This is a genomic window from Antarctobacter jejuensis, from assembly GCF_052266595.1.
Lineage (GTDB): Bacteria > Pseudomonadota > Alphaproteobacteria > Rhodobacterales > Rhodobacteraceae > Antarctobacter > Antarctobacter jejuensis.
In genome coordinates, this window is record NZ_JBQQXJ010000012.1 from 103,101 (window position 1) to 121,707 (window position 18,607).

Sequence of the window (18,607 nt, forward strand, 5' to 3'; positions counted from 1 at the left end):
TTTGCCGCGCGAACCATGCGGTGCGCTTTTAACTGAACATTTTTAATCGTTAATCGGCTGGTAAGCGCCGCCGTCCTAGACCTGTCACAGGTGAGAGAAAGGTGGGAAAGATGAGTGGCGACAGCAATGTTGCGCCAGTCATCATCAAGCGGAAGAAAGTCGTCGCGGGCGATGGTCACCACGGTGGGGCGTGGAAAGTGGCCTATGCCGACTTCGTGACAGCGATGATGGCCTTCTTCATGCTGATGTGGCTGTTGAATGCAACAACAGAAAAGCAACGCAAGGGCATCGCGGATTACTTCAGTCCGACGATCGCGATGGCGCGGGTATCCGGTGGCGGCAGCGGCGCGCTGGGCGGGAGTTCGGTCTTTGCCGAAAATACCCTGCCACGGGTCGGAACCGGCGCGACAAGCCTGCGCCCGCAGGCCGAAACACAGGACATCGACTCGTCCAAGGGCAAGGAAAAGGGCGACGGCCACGACGCGGCCGAGGAAGAAGAATTCAAGCAGGTCGAGGATCTGTTGATGGGCCGTGGCGGCGAAAGCATGGTCGCCGATGACCTGCTCAAGCACATCGTCACCGAAGTGACCGACGAAGGGCTTGTGATCGAGTTTTTCGAGAGCTCCGAAGCGCGGCTGTTCGACGATGGCGCCCAACCGACGCAATTGCTCAAGGATCTTGCGCTGATCCTGTCACGCGCCTCGGAGGTGGTGACCAACCCGATTGCGATCGAAGGGCATACCATCACCTATCCCATTGTCTGGACCGACAATCCTGCCTGGGATCTCAGCCAGCAGCGCGCAGATGTGTTCCGCGACCTGATGGTGCGGCGTGGTCTGGATGAGAAGCGTGTTCAACGGGTTACGGCCTATGCTGACCGCGATCCGTCACGCGCTGACGTCATGGATCCGCGCAACAGCCGCATCGAGGTCGTCTTCCTGCGTCGGAAATGAGCGGTTTTGTGTGGGATTTTAGTTGTTAGCTCCGCGTTAAACCCACGGCCTTATCTGTTGTCCCTGAATTTCAGAGTGGCAGCAGAAAGGCTGGTCTATGACAATCTCTTCTTCCCTCAATGCAGGTGTTGCGGGCCTTGCCGCCAATGCAACGCGTCTGGGAACCATTTCGGACAACATCGCGAACTCGGCAACCAAGGGATACAAACGGGTCGAGACCGATTTTTCCGCCATGGTCATGCAGGGCAATGGCAGCAGCTACACTGCGGGTGGCGTGCGGACCACGACGCAACGTCTGGTCGATGAAAGCGGCGCTCTGGTCGCGACCAACAATGCGACGGATCTGGCGGTCCGGGGCAAGGGTTTTCTGCCGGTGGCCAGCGCGACAGAGGTTTATGCAGGCAACGGCAATCCCCAGATGTTCCTGACCACCACGGGGTCTTTCCGCGTGGATGCCGATGGCTATCTGAAATCCGAATCCGGCCTGATGCTGCTGGGTTGGAAGGCCAATGCCGATGGATCCATCCCGGCCAACTCGCGCGATACCTCCGCCGGGCTGGAGCCGGTCCAGATTGCCCTGAACCAGTTCCTCAGCCAGCCGACCACGGAAATGACGCTGGGAGTCAACCTGCCGGCCTCCAAGACCCTGGCATCCTCGACCGGCGGTGCCGAAACGCTGCCCGTCGAGTATTTCGACAACCTTGGTCGCTCGGAAACCCTGACGGTGACCTTTACGCCGACGGTGCCTGCGACCGGGTCGTCGAACGAATGGGTCATGCAGATCACAGACTCGGCCAGCGCCGGTGCGGTGATCGGCGAATACACGATCACCTTTGACGCAACGCAGCCCTCCGGCGGTACGCCGAATACCGTGGCAGTTGGCTCAGCCGGTGGCGCCTATGACGCCTCCACCGGCAAGGTCATTGTGACCACCGCGGGCGGCCCGATCGAAATCTTCATCGGTAGGCCGGGCACAAATGACGGCCTGACGCAGCGGTCTGACAAGTTCGTGCCGCTGAACACGTCCAAGGATGGCTCTCAGGCGGGCAACATGACTTCGGTCGAGATCGACGCGAATGGTTTTGTAACCGCCTTCTTCGACACCGGCATCACCTCGATCATCTACCAGGTGCCGCTGGTCGACGTGCCCAATCCCAACGGCATGATCGCGATGGACAAGCAGCTGTACATGCCTTCGCCCGAAAGCGGCAGCTTCTTCCTGTGGGATGCGGGTGACGGGCCGACCGGCGATGTTGTCAGCTTTGCGCGCGAGGAAAGCACCACGGACGTGGCCAGCGAACTGACCGACATGATTCAGACCCAGCGGGCCTATTCGTCGAACGCCAAGGTCATCCAGACCGTCGACGAAATGCTGCAGGAAACCACCAACATCAAGCGCTGACGGATTTCCGTCAGCTATTTCAAGGGGGTCGTTAGATGTCTCTTTCCGGTGCGCTGTACAATGCTTTCAGCGGTCTGAAGGCCAATTCCCGCGCCGCGGGACTGGTATCGACCAATATCGCAAACGCCACGACCGAAGGGTATGGCCGGCGGACACTGGGCCTTGTGCCCAGTGCCGTCGGCACCACCGGTGGCGTGCGCATCACTGGCACGATCCGATCCTCAGATCCTGTCCTGACCGGCGACCGGATGGTGTCGGACGCGCATCTTGCAAATGCCGACGCGGGCTATGCCTTCGCCAGCACGATCGAGAATGCGGTGGGGACCTCCGGCGCGCCGGGGTCGCTGACTGACCGGGTCAACGCATTTGAGAATGCCCTGCTGACCGCCGCCTCCAATCCTGCCTCGTCTCAACGGCTGGAACTGGTATCGTCCACGGCGGATTCGCTGGCTCGCACGTTGAACACCTTGACCGACGAGGTTCAGCAGGCCCGGCAATCCGCGGACAGCAGCATCGCGGCGCAGGTGGACAAACTGAATACCACGGTGGCGCGGATCGACGAGCTGAACGGGGATATCGTTTCGGCCTGGAGCACGGGTTCCGACGCGGCGAGTTACCACGATGAACGTCAGCGCCTGCTGAATGAAATCTCTGAGATAGTTCCGTTGCGGATCGTCGAGCGGGACAAGGGGGAGATCGCCCTCTACACGGGCGGCGGCGGCGTCCTGTTGGACGGATCGCCGATCGAGGTCGGTTTCGAACCCTCCTATGCCATCGATGCCAGTATGACATTGGGTGGCGGCCAGTTGAAGGGTCTGACACTCGCCGGCACTCCGGTCGATACAACAGGTCCGTATCTGTTCGCGGGGGGCAGTCTTGCCGCTCAATTCGAGGTTCGGGACAACTACGCTGTCGAACGACAGGCGCAACTGGATGGTGTCGCCCGCGATCTGATTGAACGGCTGGGTTTCGGCGGGCCGGATACCACTCTGGTTGCCGGGGATCCCGGGCTGTTCACGGACGGCGGGGCCGCATTTGTTGCGACCAACGAAACCGGGGTGGCTGGCCGGATCGGGCTCAATTCCCTGGTGGCTCCCGGCAGCGGCGGGGCTTGGCGTCTGCGTGATGGTCTTGGGGCCGCAACGCAGGGCGAGGTTGGCGACGCGCGCCTCCTGCAAGGCATCTCCGACGCGCTTTCAATTGCCACAATGCCCGGGTCATCCGGCCTCGCCCCGGTGTCGCGCAGCTTTTCCAACCACATTTCCGAGTTCACCTCGACGGTGGTCGGAGAGCGCGTCCGTGCCGAAGACAGCCGGACCTATGCCTCGGTCCAGAACACCGCGCTTCTGGAACTGGAATTGGCGAAAGGCGTCGACACCGATCAGGAACTGCAACGGTTGATGCAGATCGAGCAGCACTACGCCGCAAATGCACAGGTCATGTCGACAATCGACGAACTGCTGCAACGGCTGATGTCCATTTAAGGAGGACACCTCATGGAAAGCATCGGGGATATGGCGCGCGCGCTGGTTCTGCGCAGCAATCAGGTCAGCTTGCGCAAGGAGATGGACCAGCTGGCGGTAGAGGTGTCCACGGGGTTCGTTCGGGATCCTGCGCAGCATCTGAATGGAGATCTGACTGGCCTGTTGGCCATCGATAGGGCACTGTCGCAACTGGACACCTACAGGGTCAACACGACCGAGGCGACCTTCTTGTCCGGGTCCATGCAAACCGCGCTTGACGAGATCCAGGGCCGAAGTGAGACCCTCTCGCATTCCCTGATCGCGGCAGAATTGACACCCAATTCGGCTTTGCTGAGCACGATGGCCGACGATGCCGAAAACGCGCTGGACCAGATCATGAACGGTTTGAACCGGTCGGTTGCGGGGCGGTTCCTGTTTTCCGGCACGGCGACGGACCGCGAAGCGGTTCAAAGTTCGACGGCGTTGTTGGCTGACGCGCAAACAGCCTTGGCCGGCCAGACGACGCTTGCCGGGGTCGAAGCCGCGCTCGACACTTTCTTCGGCAGCGGCGGTGTGTATGAGACGACCACCTACCAGGGGTCTAACACTGGCCTTGCTCCGCTCAAGCTCAGCGAAACTGAAAGCGCCAATCTGGACATCCGCGCCACGGATCCTGTGTTTCGAGAGGTGCTGAAGCCTATCGTCATGGCGGCCCTGGCCACCGATGGCACCTTGGGATTCTCGCAGGACCTGCAGATCGAAATGCTGACCAAGGCCGGGCAGGATCTGCTTGGCGCACAACAGGATGTGGTCGAACTGCGGGCGGGTCTGGGCGCGCTGGAGGCGCGGGTCGAAGAAACGACAGCGCGCAACTCCGCGGAATACACGGCCACGAACATTGCTCGGCTCGATCTGGTGGGCGCGGACCAATATTACACCGCCGCCCGCTACGAGAACATCCGCTCTCAACTTGAGAGCCTTTATGCAATCACCGCGCGGTCCCAACGGCTGTCGCTTGCGGAGTACCTGTAATGCTGACACGCCTTTTGACGGCAATCCTGTTTTGCGTGGCCCTGGTGTCGGGCGCGGCGGCGCAATCGGTCCGGATCAAGGATCTGGTCGAGGTCGACGGTGTTCGATCGAATGACCTGGTCGGCTATGGCCTGGTGGTTGGTTTGAACGGGACCGGCGACGGGCTGCGCAATTCACCCTTCACCGAAGAGATCATGTCCAACATCCTCGAACGGCTGGGCGTGAACGTGACCGGCGAGCAGTTTCGCCCGCGCAACGTGGCGGCGGTGCTGGTCACCGGCCGGTTGCCGGCGTTTGCCCGGATCGGGGGCCAGATTGACATTACGGTGTCGGCCATCGGCGACGCCAAGAGCCTGCTGGGCGGGACGCTGATCATGACACCGCTGAATGCGGCGGATGGTCAGATCTATGCTGTGGCACAAGGCACCATTATCGCCGGAGGGGTCGCGGCCGAAGGAGAGGCGGCGCGCGTCGTACAGGGCGTGCCCACCGCAGGAGTCATCCCGTCCGGCGCACGTGTCGAACGCGAAGTGCCGTTCGATTTCACTCAGCTGTCGACGCTCCGTCTGGCTCTGCGAGAGCCAGACTTTACCACCGCGGCGCGGATCGAGGACGTGATAAACCGGTCAATCGGGCGTCGCGCGGCAACCATGCTGGACGCTGGTACGATCAGCGTGGATCTGGCGCGCACCGGAACCGGCTCCCCGGCCCGGGCGGTGGTTGCAATCGAGAATCTTGCGGTCGAGCCGCAGCGCAAGGCACGGGTGGTGGTCGACCAACGATCCGGGACAATTGTGATGGGGGCGGATGTTCGCATCTCGCGTGTCGCCGTCTCGCAGGGAAACCTGACGCTGCGGATCGAAGAGGCCCCCTTGGCGATCCAGCCCAATCCGTTCAGCGACGGCGATACCGTGATCGTTCCACGCAGCGGCGCGGCCATCGAAGAGGACCCCGGCATCGGTCTGGCCGAGGTTCCGACCGGGACCAACCTGTCAGAGGTGATCGCAGGTTTGAACGCCTTGGGTGTCAGCCCGCGCGATATGATCGACATTCTCAAGAGCATCAAGGCTGCGGGGGCGCTGCATGCAGATTTCGTGGTGATGTGACGCGCCTGCAGAGGCTTTCTTAACAGCTGGCTGGCAGGCTGGCCCCGGAAATTGGATCAGGAGCGCAGGAATGCTCGGAATCATTGGTATCGTGGTGATTTTCGCCATGGTTTTTGGCGGATACCTGGCCGCGGGCGGCAAACTGGGGATCATCCTGAAGGCGCTGCCGTTCGAGTTCATGATGATCGGAGGCGCGGCGGCTGGGGCCTTTCTGATCAGCAATGACGGGGCCACGGTCAAACACTCGCTCAAGGACGTGGGCAAGGTGTTCAAAGGCGCAAAATGGAAATCGGACGATTATCGCGACCTGTTGTGCCTGTTGTTCGAATTGATCCGTCTGGCCCGGCAGAACCCGGTTGCGATCGAAGAGCATGTCGAAACACCGTCGGAATCCAGCATCTTTGGAAAATACCCCAAGATCCTGGCTGACAAATACGCGATCGAGCTGATCTGCGACACCATGCGATCGGTGTCGATGAATTACGATGATCCGCATCAGGTCGAAGAGGTGCTGGACAAGCGTTTGGACGCCATGCAGCACCACGCACTGCACTCCAGCCACGCGTTGCAGAACATGGCAGATGCGCTGCCCGCGCTGGGCATCGTCGCGGCGGTTCTAGGCGTGATCAAGACAATGGCTTCCATCGACCAGCCGCCCGAAGTACTGGGCAAGTTGATCGGTGGCGCGCTGGTGGGGACGTTTCTTGGTGTTTTCCTCGCATATGGTCTGGTCGGGCCTTTCGCGTCCAAGGTGAAAGCCGTGGCCGAAGAGGACATGCATTTCTATCACCTCATTCGTGAGGTGCTTGTCGCCAATCTGTATAACCATGCGACCAACATCTGTATCGAGGTCGGTCGGCAAAACACACCGGGCCACAATCGCCCAAGCTTTGAAGACCTGGAAGAAGCCTTGAAATCAGTCAAGCAGGAGGCAGCATGACGCGTTGGGTCTTTCTGGTTCTGGTTTGTCTCTTGCCAAGTGCGCTGGCGGCTCAATCGGTGACTGTCCGAGGCGGTGAACACGGGGCGTTCACACGCCTCGTCCTGACGATTCCCCGTAACGCAGAGTGGGAAATCACGCCGGACCCAGAAGCCCGCCGGATCGCTTTGAGTTTTGCCGCCGAAGGGCTGCAGTTCAACACGTCCCGCGCGTTCGACCGGATCGGGACGGAACGGGTAACGGGGATCTCGCCAACCGCCGATGGCAAGGGTTTGGACATCGCCCTGGCCTGTGCCTGCGGTGCCGAAGCCTATGTGTTGCAAGGCAATATGCTGGTGATAGACGTCTCCGTCGAATACGCGGCAAACACCCCGGTATCGACCGAAACAATCGCCCCCGGCGGGCCGAGCGGACCCCGTCAGGACAGTGGTCCATCTCCCTTGATCGGCGATTTGTCCGAAGTGCGGGTCGGTGATCATGCCGGGCTGGGCCCGACTCGAGAACGGAATGCCCTCTTGCCCCTGTTGCCGTCAGCGCCCGCGAGCCCCGGTCCCGACAAGTCCGACAGTGGCTTGCTTGCCGATGATCCCGAGGCCGCGGATGGACTGGGAAGACAGATCGCCGCCGACCTTGCAATTGCGGCGACGACCGGGCTCCTGGATCCCGCCGTTCAGTTGCCACACAATCAACCGAAGACCGCCGACAGGGCCCCCGCGCCCTCCGCGACTCCGCCGGAAGCGGACAAACCGGGAGAGCTTGCACGGCAATTGGCTGCTGGTCTTTCGGGGATCGATCATGATGCTCTGCAGAAAGGTCATATCGCCGTTGGCGGCGACCCCTGCGAGCCGAACTCGACCCTTGCGCTGCACACTTGGGTCTCTTCTGACACAGATCCATCCCGCGTTCTGGCGGACCGGCGCGGCAAGGTTTTCGGAGAATTCGACCGGATCGATCAGGCAGCGTTGAATGATTATGCGAAGGCGCTCCTGTACTTTGGTTTCGGGGCAGAGGCCCGGGCAATCCTTTCCATGGCGGCGGAAACACCAGCCGGCGCAAAACTCTCGATGACCTATATCGTCGACGGCGAGCCTGATCCCGCGCACCATTTCTCGGGGAATGCGGGCTGCGACGGCTATGCCTCCCTTTGGTCATTGCTTGCAGGGGTGCCGGAACCGGGGGACCCTGCGGTCGATGTGGCGGCCGTGACTCGCACCTTCGAGTCGTTGCCCAAGCATCTGCGCAGCCATCTCGGGCCGACACTGGCCGAAAATCTGATGGAAGCAGGCTATTCCGATGCGGCCCGCGATGTCCTGCGCCGGTTGCAGCGGATGGAAGGCGAGGAAACCGACAGCATTTCGCTTGGCAAGGCGCGGTTGGATCTGAAGCACGGAGACCAAAAAACAGTAGGCAAACGGCTGCATGACCTGTCCGTCTCTGGGGGTCCAGAGGCCGCCGAAGCGATCGTGGCCACAATTGATCTGGCGGAGGCTGCGGACTCCCGCGTCCCCGAGCGGATCGTCGAACTGAGCGAAGCCTTCGCCACGGAATTGCGCAACAGCGAGGACGGTGAAAAGCTCTGGCAGTCCTATGTCCGTTCACTGTTGGTCAATGAGGCTTTCGATGCGGCGTTTGCCGAGTTTGAAACCGACCATGGCATCTCTGCGGAAACGGTTGCCGCTATGACGCAATCTGCCCTGCGCGCGCTCCTCGAGGATGCCGACGATGTCACCTTTCTAAAGATCGCTGCCCGTTTTCTGGATAAGGGCGCGTTCCCGGAACAGGACACGCTGGTGGTCGACATCGCTGACCGCTTTCTGTCGCTTGGGCTGCCGGAGCTGGCCATCAGCCAACTCGATGCGCGGGCTTCGATCGACACCCTGCAGGCTGCGCGGGTGCTGCGGGCAAAGGCGTTGTTGGCCATGTTCAGACCGGAGGATGCGGAAATCATCCTCATCGGTCAAAGAGGGGATGACATCGCCCGTTTGCGTGCCGAGGCGCGGCGCCAGATGGGGGACCACGTGTTTGCAAAGACCTTGCTCGCCGATCTCGGGGACACGCAAGGCGCTGTCACCTCTGCGTGGCTCTCGGGGGACTGGCAGGACGTGGCGCAAAGCGACGGGTCGCTTGCTCCGGCGGCGGAACTCATGCGCGATGAGCCGACGGATGCCGCGGTGACAGTAGACCGGCTTGGCGCTGTCAATGCGCTCGCCGAAGGCAGCGCGCGCAGCCGCGAAACGCTGCGGGCCCTGTTGGACGCCACAGTTATTCCTGACACTGATTGATCGTACTTACCGAAAATCAACGCATTCTGGCTAACCCTTGATCAACCATGTAGCTGGCGGAGGGGTCAGGGTTGATTGAAATCGGTATCGCAAGGGCTGTGACCGGACTTGGTAAAGGCCACCGCAAGCGTTTTTGGCGCGAGGTTTGGCCCGATTTCGTGAGGAGCCCTTCTGGCGTCGCTCTTCTCCGGCAGGCAACGGACTCGATCAGGGTTGAAATGCGCTCAAGGTGCCCATCGCCTGATCGCATCACCGGTCGCACGTGGCGGGACGAACGGGTGAGGGACAGGGCTCAATACCCGAATTCGAGTTATTCTCTCCCGAGCCAAGCGTTTTTCCCAGGCGACCGAGGGCCTGCACAATGAATATTGACATAAAAACGCTGTTCAAACCGACGATCCTGATGGCCTTGGCGCTCATGGCGGTCATCGTCATGATGATTCTGCCGATGCCTTCCTGGGTGCTGGACGTTGGGCTTGCTGCCTCTTTCGGTCTTGCGATCCTGATTTTCACCGTCACCCTGTTCATCGAGCGTCCGCTTGATTTTTCGGCCTTCCCGACAATCCTGCTGACCTCCCTGATGTTGCGACTTTCACTCAATGTCAGTTCGACGAAGCTGATCATCGGGCAGGGCCACACCGGCACGCATGCCGCGGGCGAAGTCATTCAGGGGTTCGCTAACTTCGTGATGGGCGGGAGCATCTTCCTCGGGCTTGTTGTCTTTGGTGTCCTGATGATCGTCAACTTTGCGGTCATCACCAAGGGCTCCGCCCGCATGGCCGAGGTTTCGGCGCGTTTCGCGCTTGATGGCATGCCGGGCAAACAGTTGGCGATTGACGCCGACATGTCCGCCGGTGCCATCGATCATGCCGAAGCCAAACGTCGCCGCGAGATCGAGCAACAGGAGACTACCTTTTTCGGATCGCTCGACGGGGCGTCGAAATTCGTCAAGGGCGATGCCGTCGCGGGCCTGTTGATCACGATCCTTAACCTGGTGATGGGCGTCATCATGGGGACCGTTGGCCACGGCATGCCGCTGTCCAGCGCCCTCGAGACCTACGCGATTCTCACGGTGGGCGATGGACTTGTCAGCCAGATCCCGGCCGTCATCATTTCGATCGCTGCGGGCCTGCTGCTGGCGCGCGGCGGGTCCACGGGGGCGACGGATGTCGCGATCACTGCGCAACTTGGTCGGCACCCCTCGGCGCTTGTGGCGGTCGCGGTCCTCATGGCGCTGTTTGCGCTTGTCCCCGGTCTTCCTTTCGTTCCGTTCATTCTTGGTGCGGGTGTCCTTGGGTATCTGGCGTGGCGTCTGTCCAGTCGACCAGAGCCAACGGCAGAGGACTCCGAGGAAGACGCAGAGCCGGTCGCCCCGGCATCACAACGCATGGGCGATGTTCTGGATCTGGATGACATCCACGTGGAATTTGCGCCGGATCTGGTGAACATGGTGCTGGATCCCGGCACCGGGCTGGACGTGCGGATCGCCAACATGCGGACGCATATCGCCTCGACCTTCGGCCTTATCCTGCCTGAAATCCGGCTGACCGACGCACCATCCCTTCCGACCGGCACCTATGCGGTGAGGATTCACGGGGTGGAGATGGCGCGGGGAGAGTTGAACCCGGACTTTGTCCTGGCCCTGATGCCAGAGAATCGCGCCGCGCTGCCGCAGGGACGCGATGTGACAGAGCCTGTCTATGGGGCACCGGCACGTTGGATCAGGCCGGAAGACCAGGAAAAGGCCGCGATCACCGGGGCCACGATCGTCACCCCGACTGAGGTTCTGGCGACGCATCTGTTGGAGGTGATACGCCGCAACTTCGGTCGCCTCCTGACGCTGAAGGCGCTGCGCCGGTTGCTTGATGAGCTGGTCACACTCAGCAATGAGACGCGCGCCGAAGCGAACCGCAAGCTGCTGGATGAGCTGATCCCGGACAAGGTGCAGATGGATACGCTGCTGCAGGTTCTGCGGTTGCTGCTGGATGAACAGGTTTCGATCCGCAACCTGCCCCTGATCCTTGAAACCATTGCAGAAATGCGCGGCCAGCAGACCCAGCCGGAAGCGATTTGTGAGCATGTACGCCAGCGGCTCGGGTTCCAGCTGGTGGCGGGTATGCGGCGCGACGACGGGACGATCCCGTTGGTTCAACTGGCGCCGGAATGGGAGGAAACCTTCCTCTCCTACCAAGTCGAAGGAAGTCATGGATCGCTGGACGTGGCGCTGCCGCCTGACCGGTTCGAGGCGCTGACCACCGGGTTGGCCTCGACAATCGGAGAGGCGGGCAACCGCGGCGTCCTGCCGGCTGTGGTGACTTCGGCCCGCCGCAGGCGGTTCCTGCGCACGGTCATGGTTGCCAAGGGGTTGAGTAACCCGGTCATGTCCTATGAGGAAATCGGATTGGAGGCGCGGCCAGCGCTTGTCGGCGTGGTGGCGGCATGATCGCCGCTCAGCCCCTGATCGATCTGTTGTCGACCGGGCTTTGGTCCTTGCTGGTCGTCTTTCTGAGGGTTGCGGCGGCCCTGTTCGCCCTGCCCGGACTGGGAGAGCAGATGATCTCGGTCCGGGTCCGGCTGGTGATCGGTCTTGGCCTCACGGCCATCGTCGCGCCGGCCGTCGTCCCAGGGTTGAGCTTGCCCGACCCCGGGTTGAAAGCGTTCCTGACCGCAGTGGCGACAGAGACTGTTTCGGGCCTGTTTCTTGGTCTTATGCTGCGGATGTTCATATTTGCGATCCAAACTGCGGGCGCGATTGCTGCGCAGTCGACCTCGCTGTCGCAGTTGCTTGGCCAGTCGGGCATGGATCCGCTTCCCGCGATCGGGCACATCCTGACCACTGCGGCGCTGGCGCTGATGATGGCGACGGGGTTTCACGTCAAGGCCGCGGCCTTCCTGGTGTTGTCCTACGAACTGATCCCGGTGATGCAATTTCCCAATCCGTCCGACATCGCGGAGGCCGGGCGTCACCAGGTGGCCAAGAGCTTTGCACTTGCCTTCAGCCTTGCCGCCCCGTTCGTGATCCTTTCGGTCCTCTACAATCTGACGCTTGGCGTCATCAACAAAGCCATGCCGCAGCTCATGGTTGCCTTTGTCGGGGCGCCGGTGATCACGTTTGGTTCGATTGCCCTGTTGCTGGTTTCCGCACCGATCATGCTGTCCGTATGGTTGCAGGCCTTCGAAGGCTTCCTTGCGGTCCCGTTCCGGTAGACGCTGATGTCGCAACAGGACGAAGCCGCAGAAAAGAGCCACGAACCATCCCAGAGGAAACTGGATGAGGCGCGCAAGAAGGGTGAAATCCCCCGCGCGCCGGATCTGCAGACGGCGATGGCCTATCTCGGCTTTCTGACGTGTCTGGTGGCGGTTGGCGGCTATTGCCTGACTCAATTCGCCGACGCGCTCTTGCCGCTGATCGAACAGCCGGATCGGCTTGAGGTACTGTTCTTTCGTGACGGTGCGGCGGGCGTTGTGGGGTCGGTCATGCTGGCCGGACTTGGTCCGGCGCTGCCGCTGCTTCTGGCACCGGGGGTCTTTGTCCTGCTGACGTTGTTCGCGACACGCGGTTTTGCCTTTTCGGGAACCAAGCTGCAGCCCAAAATCTCTCGCATCAATCCGATTGAAAACGCCAAGAACAAGTTCGGCCGCCGGGGATTGTTCGAATTTTTCAAAAGCTTCGTGAAACTGACAGTCTATTCGGTTCTGCTGGCGGTTTTTCTGCGCGGTCAGCTGGATCTGATCACCGGCGCGGCCCATGGAACCCCGGCAGAGGTTGTCATTCGCATGACGGACCTCATGAGGGACTTCCTCTTTATCGTCGTGCTGATTGCGGCGGTGATCGGGGGCATCGACGTCTTCTGGCAACGGGCGGAGCACATTCGCAAGAACCGTATGACCCAGAAGGAATTGCGCGACGAGATGAAGGAATCCGAAGGCGATCCCTATCTCAAGCAGCACAGACGCATGCGTGCACAGGAAATGGCGCTCAACCAGATGATGACAGAGGTGCCAAACGCCGACGTTGTCATCGTGAACCCGACGCATTTCGCGGTCGCGCTGAGCTGGAGCCGTTTGCCGGGGTCCGCACCCGTCTGCGTGGCCAAAGGCCAGGATGAGGTTGCCGCCCGGATCCGCAAAGCGGCGCAGGACAACGGCGTGCCCATTCATTCCGACCCGCCGACGGCACGCGCGCTCTATGCCACGGCGGATATCGGCGACCAGATTTCCCAGGAACAATACCGCCCGGTTGCGGCGGCCATCCGGTTTGCGGACCAGATGCGCAAGAAAGCAAAGGAACGAGGCTGGTGAAAACCAAATATGATGATCTGACCGAGGCCACGGACCTCTTGCTGGAACGTGAGTTGGAGCAACACCGCCGAAACCTGGCTGAAACGGCCCGGCTGGAAGGGGAACTGGCGCAGATCGACGCGATGCGCCACGCCGCTCAGGCGGATGTCGGGGCCATCGGCGCACGGCAGATGCTGGGCGCGGATTCGCTGTGGCAAGGTTGGCTGGTCGCCAAGCGCGCTACTGTTCTTCGCCAGTCCGCCGTCGCAAGGGCGCAGGAGGCAAACAGTCTTGGACGCGCACGCCTGGCGTTTTCCAGAGTCGAGGCCGCGCAGTCGCTGGCCCGGGAAGAGATTGCCCAAAAACGAAAAAACCGCCTCAAGGCAGAGGCGGATGCAACGGACGCACTGGGCGTGCTTCGGGAGGGGAGGGCCCGGGGCCTGACTTGAGGTCCCGCCCCGGCCCCGTCCGGATTTTGACAAGGGCCGGGAAAAAGATCGCGGTTTTCAGGCCGAATCCTGCCGGGCGATTTCCGTGATCAACACGTCCTTGACCTCTGCTCCTAGGACAGACCGCGCCGCGTCGAACAGCGCGGAGCGCAGGATGTCCATACGGTCACCGGCGGTGAACGGTCCGTCGAAGCCGCCGATGTTGGCGTGATCGAACAGGACCTGCAGAAACACGTCCCGAAGCTTTGGCTCCTTTTGGTAGACGGTCGCTGACCCGCCGGTCGAAACCTCGACGCTCAGCGAGGCGACGACCAAGGCTTCGACCCGTTCCTTTCCCATGATCGGAATGACGAACTGGTTGTTGAGCTTCACATATTCGCTGGCTGATGCGGAAGGGTCGTCCTTTTCATGCGTATCGGCCTTGGCATGCGATTCCTCTTCCTTTGGTTCCGCATGGGGATCGGTTTCTTCGGCTTTGACCGGTTCCTGCGCCGGCATCAGGAACAGGCCGGCGCCGACACCGGCGCCGGTGCCGATCAGGGCCAAAAGGACAGGCAGCAATTTACGCAGCATGGGGCCTCCTCAGAACGGCAGGATCACGTCCAGCACCTGCTGGCCGATCCGGGGTTGCTGAACATCGGTGATCTGGCCGCGCCCGCCGTAGGAAATCCGGGCCGAGGCAATCTTGTCATAGGTGATCTCGTTCTGGCGCGAGATATCCTCTGGCCGGACGTAGCCGGTGACCAGCAGTTCACGCAGTTCAAAGTTTACGCGCACCTCCTGGCTGCCCTGAATGGCGAGAACGCCGTTGGGCAGGACATCGGTGACGGTTGCCGCCACGCGCAGGGTCAGGCTCTCGCTGCGGCGGACGGAGCCGTCGCCGCTGGAATCGCTGGACGATTGCACCGAAACCGCATCATCCAGGCTGGCGCCATCGGTGATGCCCTGATTGATGCGCTGCGGAATGCCGAAGAGGTGCGGGATGCCAAGGCTTTCCGAGCCGGAGCGCGAGCGCGAGGTCTTGTTGCTGATCTCGGCGCTTTCATCGATTTCAATCACGACGGTCATGATATCGCCGCGCTTTATCGCGCGCCGGTCGCCCAGCAGAGAGGTCTGTCCGCCGCTCCAGAGCGAGGCCTTGTCGATTTCGCGGCCAGAGGGCGCCGCCGTTGGCAGACCGGACGCGATCATCGCAACCTTTTCAGGGCTACTGGTGGTCGGGGTGAAATCCGGCGTCTTTCCGATGTGATCGACCCGTCCGCAGGCCGCCACTGACAGGGTAAGCCCGATCAGGCAGAGTGTTCGCAGCATATTTGTCCTCATTTCCTCACCATCACGGAACCGTCCGGGGCGATGGTCCCGAACAGAACTGTTCTTGAATCTACATTCATGACCCGGATCCGTTCACCCGCCGCGCCGCGGCCAAGCGCGCGGCCGTCGGCCACGATCCGCAATCCGCCGTGGATGTAGACCAGCATCACCGCCTGATTGCGGTCGATCAGGGCGGGTTCGCCCAAAGCGCCCTGCATCACGGCGCGACCGGGATAGATTGCGACCCGCGCCTCTTGCCCGATCACCGCGTCGAGTGATGTATGCGCGCCGCTGACCTCGGCAGGTTCCAACCGCACCGCATCTGCCGTGATGATCTGTTGCGGGCGTATGGTCTGCGTCGCGATCACGGTCTCGGCGCTTGCGAGAGCGGGCGACAGGGCAAGGATCAGCAACCAGCGCATCAGCGTACCTGCGCCGTCGCGCCCATCATCTGGTCCGCAGCCGAAATCACCTTGGAATTCAGCTCATAGCCTCGCTGGGCCTCGATCAGGTCGGTGATCTCCCTCACTGCATCGACCGAACTGTCCTCAAGGTACCCCTGCCGCACGGTGCCCAGACCGTCCTGACCCGGTGTCGATTGAATGGCCGCGCCAGAAGCTTCGGTTTCCACAAAGAGGTTGGAACCGATGGCCTCCAACCCCTTGGGGTTCGAAAACCCGGACATGGTGAACTGCCCCAGCAACTGGCCCTCGGGTTGATCGAGGAAATAGGCATAGACCTCGCCATCGGCATTGATCGAAATGCTGCGGGCGTCTTCGGGGATGACGATTTCGGGGGAGACGGCATAGCCTTCCGACGTCACAATCAAACCCTCGCCGGTGCGTTTCAGCCCGCCATCGCGGGTATAGGCAAGTTGACCCGATGGGAGGGTAACCTCCAGATAGCCATTGCCCTCGATGGCCAGGTCCAGATCGCCGCCAGTGGCCGACAGCGCACCTTGCTGCAACTGCATGGATACGGCGGCGGGCCGTACGCCAAGACCCAGCTGGATCCCGGTCGGCAGCACGGTGCCATCCGCGGCGCTGACCGTGCCAGCCCGCGCCATCTGCTGATAATGCAGGTCGGCAAATTCGGCACGGCGGGCGTTGTAGCCCGTAGTGCTCATGTTCGAAAGGTTGTTCGAGATGACCTCGACCCGCATCTGCTGGGCACTCATCCCGGTGGCGGCGATTTTCAGGGCACGCATGTGACGGCTCCTATTTGACGAATGATTTCAGAGCGGTGCGGATACGGTCATCCTCACGCTCCATGAAGCTTTGGCCCAGTTCATAGGCGCGCTGTACCTCGACCATGCGGGCGACCTGCAGGATCGGATCGACGTTGGAGGACTCGACAAAGCCCTGCATGACACGTGGATTTTCGACTGGTTCAAAGCCGTCGTCGGCACGGAACATCAGCCCGCCCTCACGCACCATGCCAAGGGGATCCAAAGGACGAACCACGCCCAGCCGCCCGATGGCGCGGCCATCGGTGCTGATGGTGCCATCCTGTGCGACTGCCAGATCGGAGGCCTGCGGCGGTACGAAGATCGGTGCACCGCTTTCATCGAGCACCGGGTAGCCGTCCGATGTGACAAGAGTTCCCTCGGCGCTGGGCGAAAAGGCCCCGGCCCGTGTCAGACGTTGGCCATTCGGGGATTCGATCAGGAAAAATCCATCCCCCTCGATGGCATAGTCGTAAAGTCCGCCGGTCATTTCCAGCGTTCCCTGGTCAAACGACGTGGTGCCAATGCGGCCTGCCGACATCGCCACGGAGGTGATGCCATCCCCTCCGGTCACATATTCCGAAAAGACCACACCTTCTTGCCGGAACCCGGTGGTGTTGGCGTTGGCGATGTTGTTGGCGATCACCTGCATTTCGCGCATCAGGCCTGCCTGTCGCGAAAGGGCGGTATACCCAGCGGTTTCCATGTCAGCCTCCGGTAATGAGGGGAATGATTTGCCCCTGGAAAAATTCCACGAGCGTTCGGGTCATGAAACTCATCGACATCCAGAAGACCGCCACGATGGCGAGCAGCTTCGGCACGAAGGTCAGCGTCATTTCCTGGATAGAGGTGAGTGCCTGAAACAGGCCCACGCCCACCCCGGCGACCAGCGCTGCGGTCAGGATCGGCACCGAGGTGATGGTGGCAATCCACAGCCCCATGCGCAGCGTGTCGAAGAAGACGACCTCTGTCAGCATCGGATCAGACCGGCATCCGCAGGATTTCCTGATAGGCTTCGACCACCTTGTCACGCACGGCGACCACGGTTTCGACCGCCAGTTCAGACTGAGCCAGCGCCTCGACCAGCGCATGCGGATCGGCATCACCGGTCATCGCGGTCTTGGCCGTTTCTTCGGCCGCGCGCACCTGCTCTGCGAATTCGGCAGTAACGCGGGCGAATTCCTCTTCGATGGGTTTCGCCGACCCCAGTTCGGGCTGCATGGCGGGTTTCGAGGCCGCGTATTTCTGAGCGGCGTATAGCGAACGGACGTCCATTCTGGTCTCCTTTCACGTTGAAAATTAAAGGGTTAGCGGCGCAGAAGGTCCATCAGGCCAGTGGACATTTCGCGCGTCTGCTCGAACATCTTGAGGTTGGCCTCATAAGACCGCTGCGCCTCGCGCGCGTCGGCGATCTCGATGATCAGATCGACGTTGGAGCCTAGGTAATTTCCGGATTCGTCCGCAAGGGGATGTGAGGGGTCGTGGATCTGTGTCAGCTCACGGCGATCCAGCCGGACATCGCCGGGTTCCACGCCGCTGACGGCCGGACCGGTTGCGACCACCTCGAAGGGGATCATTTTGCGGCGATATCCGGGCGTGTCGACGTTTGCGATGTTTTCCGACAGGACGCGCAGCCGGGCAGCCTGAGACTGCAGGCCGGTTGTCGTGACATTCAGGGCATCTGAAAAAGCGCTCATGGTTACTCCGGTTAACCGCGGCCAAGGCTGGCGCGTAGGATATTGAGATTGCTGCGATAAATGGCGAGTGCACGGTCGTGTTGCCGTTTCGCGTTCACCGCGGTGACCATTTCCTGCTCCAACGAGACGGCGTTGCCGTTTGGATCAAGCTCTGTCCGGCGCTCATGCGTTTCGGGCGTGCGGGCGTCGGTGCTGCCATGCATGTGTTTGTCACGCGTGGCGCGCTGCCCCGCCTGCGAAAGCCGCAGGGTTTCCTTGAAATCCAGCAATTCGCGCGCCCGGTAACCGGGCGTATCCGCGTTCGCGATATTCTGTGCGCTCAGCGCCTGTTGCGTGCCTGCATGGCGCGCCATGGCCATCGCCGTTCTGAAGACGTCCAATTTCTGGAACATCGGGGCTTCTCCCTCGATTGCTTCAATCAAGGCTTAACGCTGATTCCTTTAGATATGGTTTGTGTAAAATGAAC

The 18,607-nt window shown here is 61.4% G+C and carries 20 protein-coding genes; 11 read left to right on the plus strand and 9 right to left on the minus strand.

All coding sequences use genetic code 11. The features are described 5' to 3' along the window. Window positions 1–110: 110 nt before the first annotated feature. From ACTXGA_RS17195 to ACTXGA_RS17245, 11 genes are all read left to right on the plus strand, one after another. A complete protein-coding gene (locus ACTXGA_RS17195) occupies window positions 111–953 on the plus strand; it encodes a flagellar motor protein MotB (RefSeq protein WP_443395779.1) in 843 nt (280 codons plus the stop codon). Window positions 954–1,050: 97 nt separating this feature from the next. Further along, window positions 1,051–2,355, plus strand: coding sequence for a flagellar hook protein FlgE (locus ACTXGA_RS17200; protein ID WP_443395781.1), 1,305 nt, complete (start codon window positions 1,051–1,053; stop codon window positions 2,353–2,355). A gap of 35 nt (window positions 2,356–2,390) precedes the next feature. Next, on the plus strand, window positions 2,391–3,839 hold the full coding sequence (gene flgK / locus ACTXGA_RS17205) for a flagellar hook-associated protein FlgK (protein ID WP_443395783.1): 1,449 nt from the start codon (window positions 2,391–2,393) through the stop codon (window positions 3,837–3,839). A 12-nt stretch (window positions 3,840–3,851) separates the two neighbouring features. Beyond that, window positions 3,852–4,850: a flagellin gene (locus ACTXGA_RS17210; protein ID WP_443395785.1), complete on the plus strand. Its 999-nt coding sequence runs from the start codon at window positions 3,852–3,854 to the stop codon at window positions 4,848–4,850. Beyond that, the gene (locus ACTXGA_RS17215; protein WP_443395787.1) at window positions 4,850–5,956 is read left to right on the plus strand and encodes a flagellar basal body P-ring protein FlgI; all 1,107 of its coding nucleotides are present in this window, start codon (window positions 4,850–4,852) and stop codon (window positions 5,954–5,956) included. Before ACTXGA_RS17210 ends, ACTXGA_RS17215 begins: the two co-directional genes overlap by 1 nt. A 70-nt stretch (window positions 5,957–6,026) precedes the next feature. Continuing rightward, window positions 6,027–6,896 (plus strand): flagellar motor stator protein MotA, encoded by an 870-nt coding sequence (gene motA, locus ACTXGA_RS17220; protein WP_443395789.1) that lies wholly within the window; start codon window positions 6,027–6,029, stop codon window positions 6,894–6,896. Continuing rightward, on the plus strand, window positions 6,893–9,178 hold the full coding sequence (locus tag ACTXGA_RS17225; RefSeq protein WP_443395791.1) for a hypothetical protein: 2,286 nt from the start codon (window positions 6,893–6,895) through the stop codon (window positions 9,176–9,178). Before motA ends, ACTXGA_RS17225 begins: the two co-directional genes overlap by 4 nt. A 361-nt stretch (window positions 9,179–9,539) precedes the next feature. Then, the gene (gene flhA, locus ACTXGA_RS17230; protein ID WP_443395792.1) at window positions 9,540–11,621 is read left to right on the plus strand and encodes a flagellar biosynthesis protein FlhA; all 2,082 of its coding nucleotides are present in this window, start codon (window positions 9,540–9,542) and stop codon (window positions 11,619–11,621) included. Continuing rightward, window positions 11,618–12,385: a flagellar biosynthetic protein FliR gene (locus ACTXGA_RS17235; RefSeq protein ID WP_443395794.1), complete on the plus strand. Its 768-nt coding sequence runs from the start codon at window positions 11,618–11,620 to the stop codon at window positions 12,383–12,385. Before flhA ends, ACTXGA_RS17235 begins: the two co-directional genes overlap by 4 nt. A 6-nt stretch (window positions 12,386–12,391) precedes the next feature. Continuing rightward, entirely contained in the window at window positions 12,392–13,480 is a 1,089-nt protein-coding gene (locus ACTXGA_RS17240) for an EscU/YscU/HrcU family type III secretion system export apparatus switch protein (RefSeq protein ID WP_443395796.1), read from the plus strand. After that, window positions 13,477–13,908, plus strand: coding sequence for a hypothetical protein (locus ACTXGA_RS17245; protein WP_443395798.1), 432 nt, complete (start codon window positions 13,477–13,479; stop codon window positions 13,906–13,908). The genes ACTXGA_RS17240 and ACTXGA_RS17245 overlap by 4 nt, the downstream gene beginning before the upstream one ends. A 57-nt stretch (window positions 13,909–13,965) precedes the next feature. Here ACTXGA_RS17245 and ACTXGA_RS17250 read toward each other — a convergent pair whose 3' ends face one another. Genes ACTXGA_RS17250 through ACTXGA_RS17290 form a run of 9 tightly spaced genes read right to left on the minus strand, consistent with a single transcriptional unit; the run spans window position 13,966 to window position 18,533 of the window. Then, entirely contained in the window at window positions 13,966–14,481 is a 516-nt protein-coding gene (locus ACTXGA_RS17250) for a flagellar basal body-associated FliL family protein (RefSeq protein WP_443395799.1), read from the minus strand. Window positions 14,482–14,490: 9 nt separating this feature from the next. After that, a complete protein-coding gene (gene flgH / locus ACTXGA_RS17255; RefSeq protein WP_443395801.1) occupies window positions 14,491–15,219 on the minus strand; it encodes a flagellar basal body L-ring protein FlgH in 729 nt (242 codons plus the stop codon). An 8-nt stretch (window positions 15,220–15,227) separates the two neighbouring features. After that, on the minus strand, window positions 15,228–15,641 hold the full coding sequence (flgA, locus tag ACTXGA_RS17260; protein WP_443395803.1) for a flagellar basal body P-ring formation chaperone FlgA: 414 nt from the start codon (window positions 15,639–15,641) through the stop codon (window positions 15,228–15,230). Continuing rightward, a complete protein-coding gene (flgG, locus tag ACTXGA_RS17265; protein ID WP_443395805.1) occupies window positions 15,641–16,426 on the minus strand; it encodes a flagellar basal-body rod protein FlgG in 786 nt (261 codons plus the stop codon). The genes flgA and flgG overlap by 1 nt, the downstream gene beginning before the upstream one ends. Before the next feature lie 10 nt (window positions 16,427–16,436). After that, entirely contained in the window at window positions 16,437–17,150 is a 714-nt protein-coding gene (locus ACTXGA_RS17270) for a flagellar hook-basal body complex protein (protein WP_443395807.1), read from the minus strand. Between the two features lies 1 nt (window position 17,151). After that, window positions 17,152–17,421, minus strand: coding sequence for a flagellar biosynthetic protein FliQ (locus tag ACTXGA_RS17275; protein WP_443395809.1), 270 nt, complete (start codon window positions 17,419–17,421; stop codon window positions 17,152–17,154). Between the two features lie 4 nt (window positions 17,422–17,425). Further along, entirely contained in the window at window positions 17,426–17,719 is a 294-nt protein-coding gene (gene fliE, locus ACTXGA_RS17280; protein WP_443395811.1) for a flagellar hook-basal body complex protein FliE, read from the minus strand. Window positions 17,720–17,751: 32 nt separating this feature from the next. Beyond that, on the minus strand, window positions 17,752–18,141 hold the full coding sequence (flgC, locus tag ACTXGA_RS17285) for a flagellar basal body rod protein FlgC (RefSeq protein ID WP_443395813.1): 390 nt from the start codon (window positions 18,139–18,141) through the stop codon (window positions 17,752–17,754). 11 nt (window positions 18,142–18,152) lie between these two features. Next, on the minus strand, window positions 18,153–18,533 hold the full coding sequence (locus tag ACTXGA_RS17290) for a FlgB family protein (RefSeq protein WP_443395815.1): 381 nt from the start codon (window positions 18,531–18,533) through the stop codon (window positions 18,153–18,155). Window positions 18,534–18,607: the final 74 nt, after the last annotated feature.